This window comes from uncultured Campylobacter sp., assembly GCF_937890585.1.
In the GTDB taxonomy this organism is placed as follows: Bacteria; Campylobacterota; Campylobacteria; order Campylobacterales; family Campylobacteraceae; genus Campylobacter_A.
Window position 1 is genome coordinate 1 of the sequence record NZ_CALACG010000216.1, and the last position, 4326, is coordinate 4326.

Annotated in this window: 6 protein-coding genes; 4 read left to right on the top strand and 2 right to left on the bottom strand. The window is 40.6% G+C overall.

The features are described 5' to 3' along the window. Positions 1-130: 130 nt before the first annotated feature. Positions 131-322 (bottom strand): hypothetical protein, encoded by a 192-nt coding sequence (locus tag Q0296_RS06290; RefSeq protein ID WP_298038164.1) that lies wholly within the window; start codon positions 320-322, stop codon positions 131-133. A 66-nt stretch (positions 323-388) separates the two neighbouring features. Between Q0296_RS06290 and Q0296_RS06295 the strand changes: the two genes are divergently transcribed. From Q0296_RS06295 to Q0296_RS06310, 4 genes are all read left to right on the top strand, one after another. Beyond that, positions 389-1933 carry a flavocytochrome c gene (locus Q0296_RS06295; protein WP_298038166.1) on the top strand — a complete coding sequence of 515 codons (1545 nt, stop codon included), beginning with the start codon at positions 389-391 and terminating at the stop codon, positions 1931-1933. A 147-nt stretch (positions 1934-2080) separates the two neighbouring features. Continuing rightward, on the top strand, positions 2081-2515 hold the full coding sequence (locus Q0296_RS06300; protein WP_298038169.1) for a cytochrome c3 family protein: 435 nt from the start codon (positions 2081-2083) through the stop codon (positions 2513-2515). Further along, entirely contained in the window at positions 2512-3216 is a 705-nt protein-coding gene (locus Q0296_RS06305) for a NapC/NirT family cytochrome c (protein WP_012000975.1), read from the top strand. Before Q0296_RS06300 ends, Q0296_RS06305 begins: the two co-directional genes overlap by 4 nt. After that, the gene (locus Q0296_RS06310; RefSeq protein ID WP_298038173.1) at positions 3216-3863 is read left to right on the top strand and encodes a winged helix-turn-helix domain-containing protein; all 648 of its coding nucleotides are present in this window, start codon (positions 3216-3218) and stop codon (positions 3861-3863) included. Before Q0296_RS06305 ends, Q0296_RS06310 begins: the two co-directional genes overlap by 1 nt. A 35-nt stretch (positions 3864-3898) precedes the next feature. Here Q0296_RS06310 and Q0296_RS06315 read toward each other — a convergent pair. After that, on the bottom strand, positions 3899-4326 hold a 428-nt coding region (locus Q0296_RS06315), incomplete at its 5' end, for a glycosyltransferase (RefSeq protein ID WP_298038176.1).

Sequence of the window (4326 nt, forward strand, 5' to 3'; positions counted from 1 at the left end):
CTTCATATTTCTTTAAGATATATTTTAAAAAATTTGCTCCTATGAAGCCTGCAGCCCCTGTTACTAGATAAGTTTTCATATAAACAATCCTCTCTTATCTTTTCAAGTTTTTTCTAAAAATTCTTTAAAATTATCTTTTCTGTTCTTTACCTATAGTTTCTCTACTTTTATCTTCATACTCTTTAAAAATTTTTCCATAATGATTCCAATAATTATATATTGATTTTTCAATTTTCTCATTTTCATCAAATTCTTCCATCTTCTTTACTAGATTTGAAATGGCTTGATATTTTTTATATATAGCTACTTTATCATTTCTCATATTATTCTCATACTATCCTTGTATAATTCTCATATCGAGACAAAATTTTATCCAAAAGGAGATCTTATGAAGCAAATTTCAAGACGTGAAATGCTTAAGATGAGTGTTGCAGGTGCTGGTGCTTTGGCCTTAGGTGCGGTAAATGCACAAGCTTCTGCCATAGACGCAAAAGATGTCAAATTTGACGAAGAGTACGACGTTGTCATCATCGGCTCTGGATTTGCTGGGCTTGCAGCTGGCCTTAGCGCAGCCAAAAAGGGAAACAAGGTCTTGATTGTAGAAAAAATGGGTAGGATCGGCGGTAACTCTGTCATAAATGGCGGCGGCATGGCTGTCCCCGTAAATCCGGTGCAGGCAAAAACCGGCATAAAAGATAGCAAAGAGCTATTTATCGAAGACTGCCTAAAAGCAGGCCTTGGACTAAACCACCCAGAGCTACTTGAAACCCTAGCTAACCGCGCGATGGAGTCATTTAACTTCTTAGTAGACTGCGGCGTGCAGTTTAAGATGGATCACTGCGCTCACTTTGGCGGTCACAGCGTGGCTAGATCGATGCTTACGACAAATGATAGCGGTTCAGGCTACATTCAGCCTATGCTTGAGAAATTTGAAAAAACAGATGGCTGCAAACTAGTAAGAAGAACTAAATTTGACGACTTTGTTGTCGATGAGAGCGGCAAAGTGGTAGGTGTAGCAGTAAGAGAAGAGTATAAATTTGATGATAAACTTTATAACGACGACTTAGAGAACACGAGCGGTACTAAAAAGACTATAAAAGCAAACAAAGGTGTCGTCCTTGCAGCTGGCGGCTTTTGTAGAGATAAGGCGTTTAGAAAGCTTCAAGACCCACGTATCCCAGACAATGTCGATAGCACAAACCACGCAGGCGCAACAGCTGGCGTACTTTTAAAGGCATTTGAGCTTGGCGCATATCCTGTGCAAGTAGACTGGATCCAGTTTGGTCCATGGGCAAGCCCTGATGAGAAAGGCTTTGGCACAGCTCCTATCCTAACTCAACAAGGCACATTTAAATACGGCATCGCAGTAGACGTAAGAACCGGCAAACGCTTTATGAACGAGCTAGCTGACCGCAAGACAAGAGCGGACGCTGAGTTTAAAATTTTAAGAGCGGCGCCTGATAAATTCCCTATCACATTTGCTGATACAAAGATGGCATTTAAAGAGCTTAGTGAAGATGTGATAAATAAAGGCATGAGTAGCGGTAAAGTAGTGGGCGAGTGCGCTAGCCTAGATGAGATCGCTAGTAAATACGGCGTCCCAGCTGATGCGCTAAAAGAGACGGTCAAAAAATATAACGAAGGCGTAAAAGCTAAAAAAGACGAATTTGGCAAGCAAGAGAGCGCGCTTTTTGAGATCAACGAAGCTGGACCATTTTACGTCATCCGCCTATCTCCAAAACCTCACCACACAATGGGCGGCCTAAAGATCAACGAAAAAGCCCAAGTATTATCAAGCAAGACTGGCAAACCAATACCAGGTCTTTACGCAGCTGGCGAGATCACTGGTGGTACGCACGGAGCGAGCCGCTTAGGCACTGTTGCGATCACTGATTGTATAGTATTTGGCATGATCGCCGGAGAAAACATCTAAATTTAGTGTGCCATTTGGCACACTATTTTATTATTAATACAAATTTAATCAAGCGAAGACTATAATTTCATAAAAGTAAGTTTAAGCAAAAATATTAGTTTTCCGTTGAAATTTGATGTTTATAAATCTTAATAGAAAGGAAAGGGTATGAGAAAGCTTAAATTCATTGCTATTTTTGCCTGTTTATTTTCGCTTCATCTCTTTGGTGCTGATATGCCAAAGGGCGATCTAAACGTCACAAAAATAGTAGTCTCTGACGAGCTACGAGCCAAACACAAGCTCAAACCTCACCACGAGCACCTAAGCTTTGATTGCGTTGATTGTCACCAAAACCAGGGCGATGATCCTAGTAAATTTAAAGCGATCGGTGACGCTGGCTGTCTATCTTGCCACAAGAGTAAAAAACTCCTAGCTGATAGACTAAAATTCATGGATACCCTAAAGGCAAATCCTCACAACTCAGTCCACGACGGTCCAAATTTGTACTGCGACGAGTGCCACAACGAGCATAAGGAGTCTACAAATATGTGTTCTGAGTGCCACGCGCATGAAGTTCCGCAATGGATGGGGGTAACACCATGAAAATTTCAAAAAAATTACTAGCGCTTATCATATTAATAAGCGGAATTGTTGGATTTTTAGTCGTTTTACCAGTTCATTATGCGCTTGATGAGACGAGTGGGGATAAATTCTGCATAGTTTGTCACGAGATGGATCCTATGGTCATCGCCTATAACGACGACGTCCACAGCGGCAATGGCAAAACAGGCATAAAAGCTAGATGCGTAGACTGCCACATACCACACGACAACATCGCAAAATACGCCCTAACAAAGGCGAAAAATGGCATTTTAGAGGGCTGGGTGCACTTCTTTGGCGATCCTAACGCTATTGATTGGCATAAAAACCTCAAAAACCGCGAGCATTTCGTCTTTGACAACGGCTGCACAAGCTGCCATACAAATGTAATAGATAGCAACAAAACCTCAGCGCAAGCTCAAAAGATGCACGCTCACTACAAAAAGCTCCTTGACACTCCTAAAGAGCTAAAATGCGTAAGCTGCCACTACGACGCAGGTCACGGCGCTGGCTTTAGAAACTATCTTGAGTATTGGAAGCCGTCATATAAAATTTATGACAAGAAGATGCTTGAAAAGAGGATCGAAACTAAGCAAAAATTCTTCAAAGATGAGTACAAACCTACAAAAGAAGAAGAGGAATTTATAAAACAAAAGGCTGAAAAAGATGCCAAAAAACCAGCTGGCGGTGGCATGGCTGGCTGATGAAGAATATCTTGCTGCTCTCAAGCGACTTTGAGCAAAATGTCATCCTAAACGCATCGCTTTACCGCTTTGGGTTTAGGATGATCCAGCTCAAAAGCGCCAGCGAAGTCATAAAAGACTTTGAGTGCGGCAACAGATACGATCTTTATGTTTTTGACGTAAAGGCTAGAAATTTAAACCTCGATCTGGTTAAATTTATAAGAGATAGCCAAAACATCACTCCTATTATGCTTTTGCTAGACGTTAGCGTCCCTAGCGTTTTTAAGAGGATTTACTACGCTAGGGTCAATGACTTTATCATTAAGCCATTTTGCCCTGAAGAGTTTTTATTTCACGTTTTTAGGCTTTGTAAGGTGCTTTTGGGCTCTAAATTTGAGCTAAAAAATGGCCTAGTCTTTGATAAAGACTCCCTTTGCATAAAAAAAGAGGGCGAGGTCATCTATCTTGGCAAAAAGGAGAGCCAGCTACTTGAAATTTTATGCAAAAACTCGCCCCACGTCGTCACCTACGACGAGATAGATCATCACCTATACAAAAACGAGACATTATCTCAAGACCGCATAAGATCGCTCGTACGGGAGATAAGAGCTAAGATCCCAACCATTTGCCTAAAAACTGTGCGAGGCACTGGATATAAGGTGGAGTGAGGGGATAGCCTAGAAAATAAAAAAGCTAAAAATCTCTAGTTTTTATATCCAACAACTATACTCATAAGCTTTTTGTTTTGTTCATTTATATCAAATTTTTCTTCTGCGATTTTTCTACTTTCAATACCCATTTGAATTACCATTTCTGGATTTTTTATAAAATACATCATTTTTTGTGCTAACACGTCGCAATTGTATGGCGGTACTAAAAAGCCATTTACACCATCCTTGACCGTTTCTCTGCATCCAACAGTGTCTGTTGTTATGACAGCTCTTCCTATTGCCATCGCCTCTTGTGTGCTTCTTGGCACACCCTCTCTGTATGACGGCAAGACAAATACTGAACTATTTGCAATCCATTCTTTTATATTATTTACGTATCCTGGGAAAATGACAATATCATCATTAAGATAAGGCCTTAGCTCTTCTTTCTTTAATCCAAATGGATTATTTTCTTCAAAGC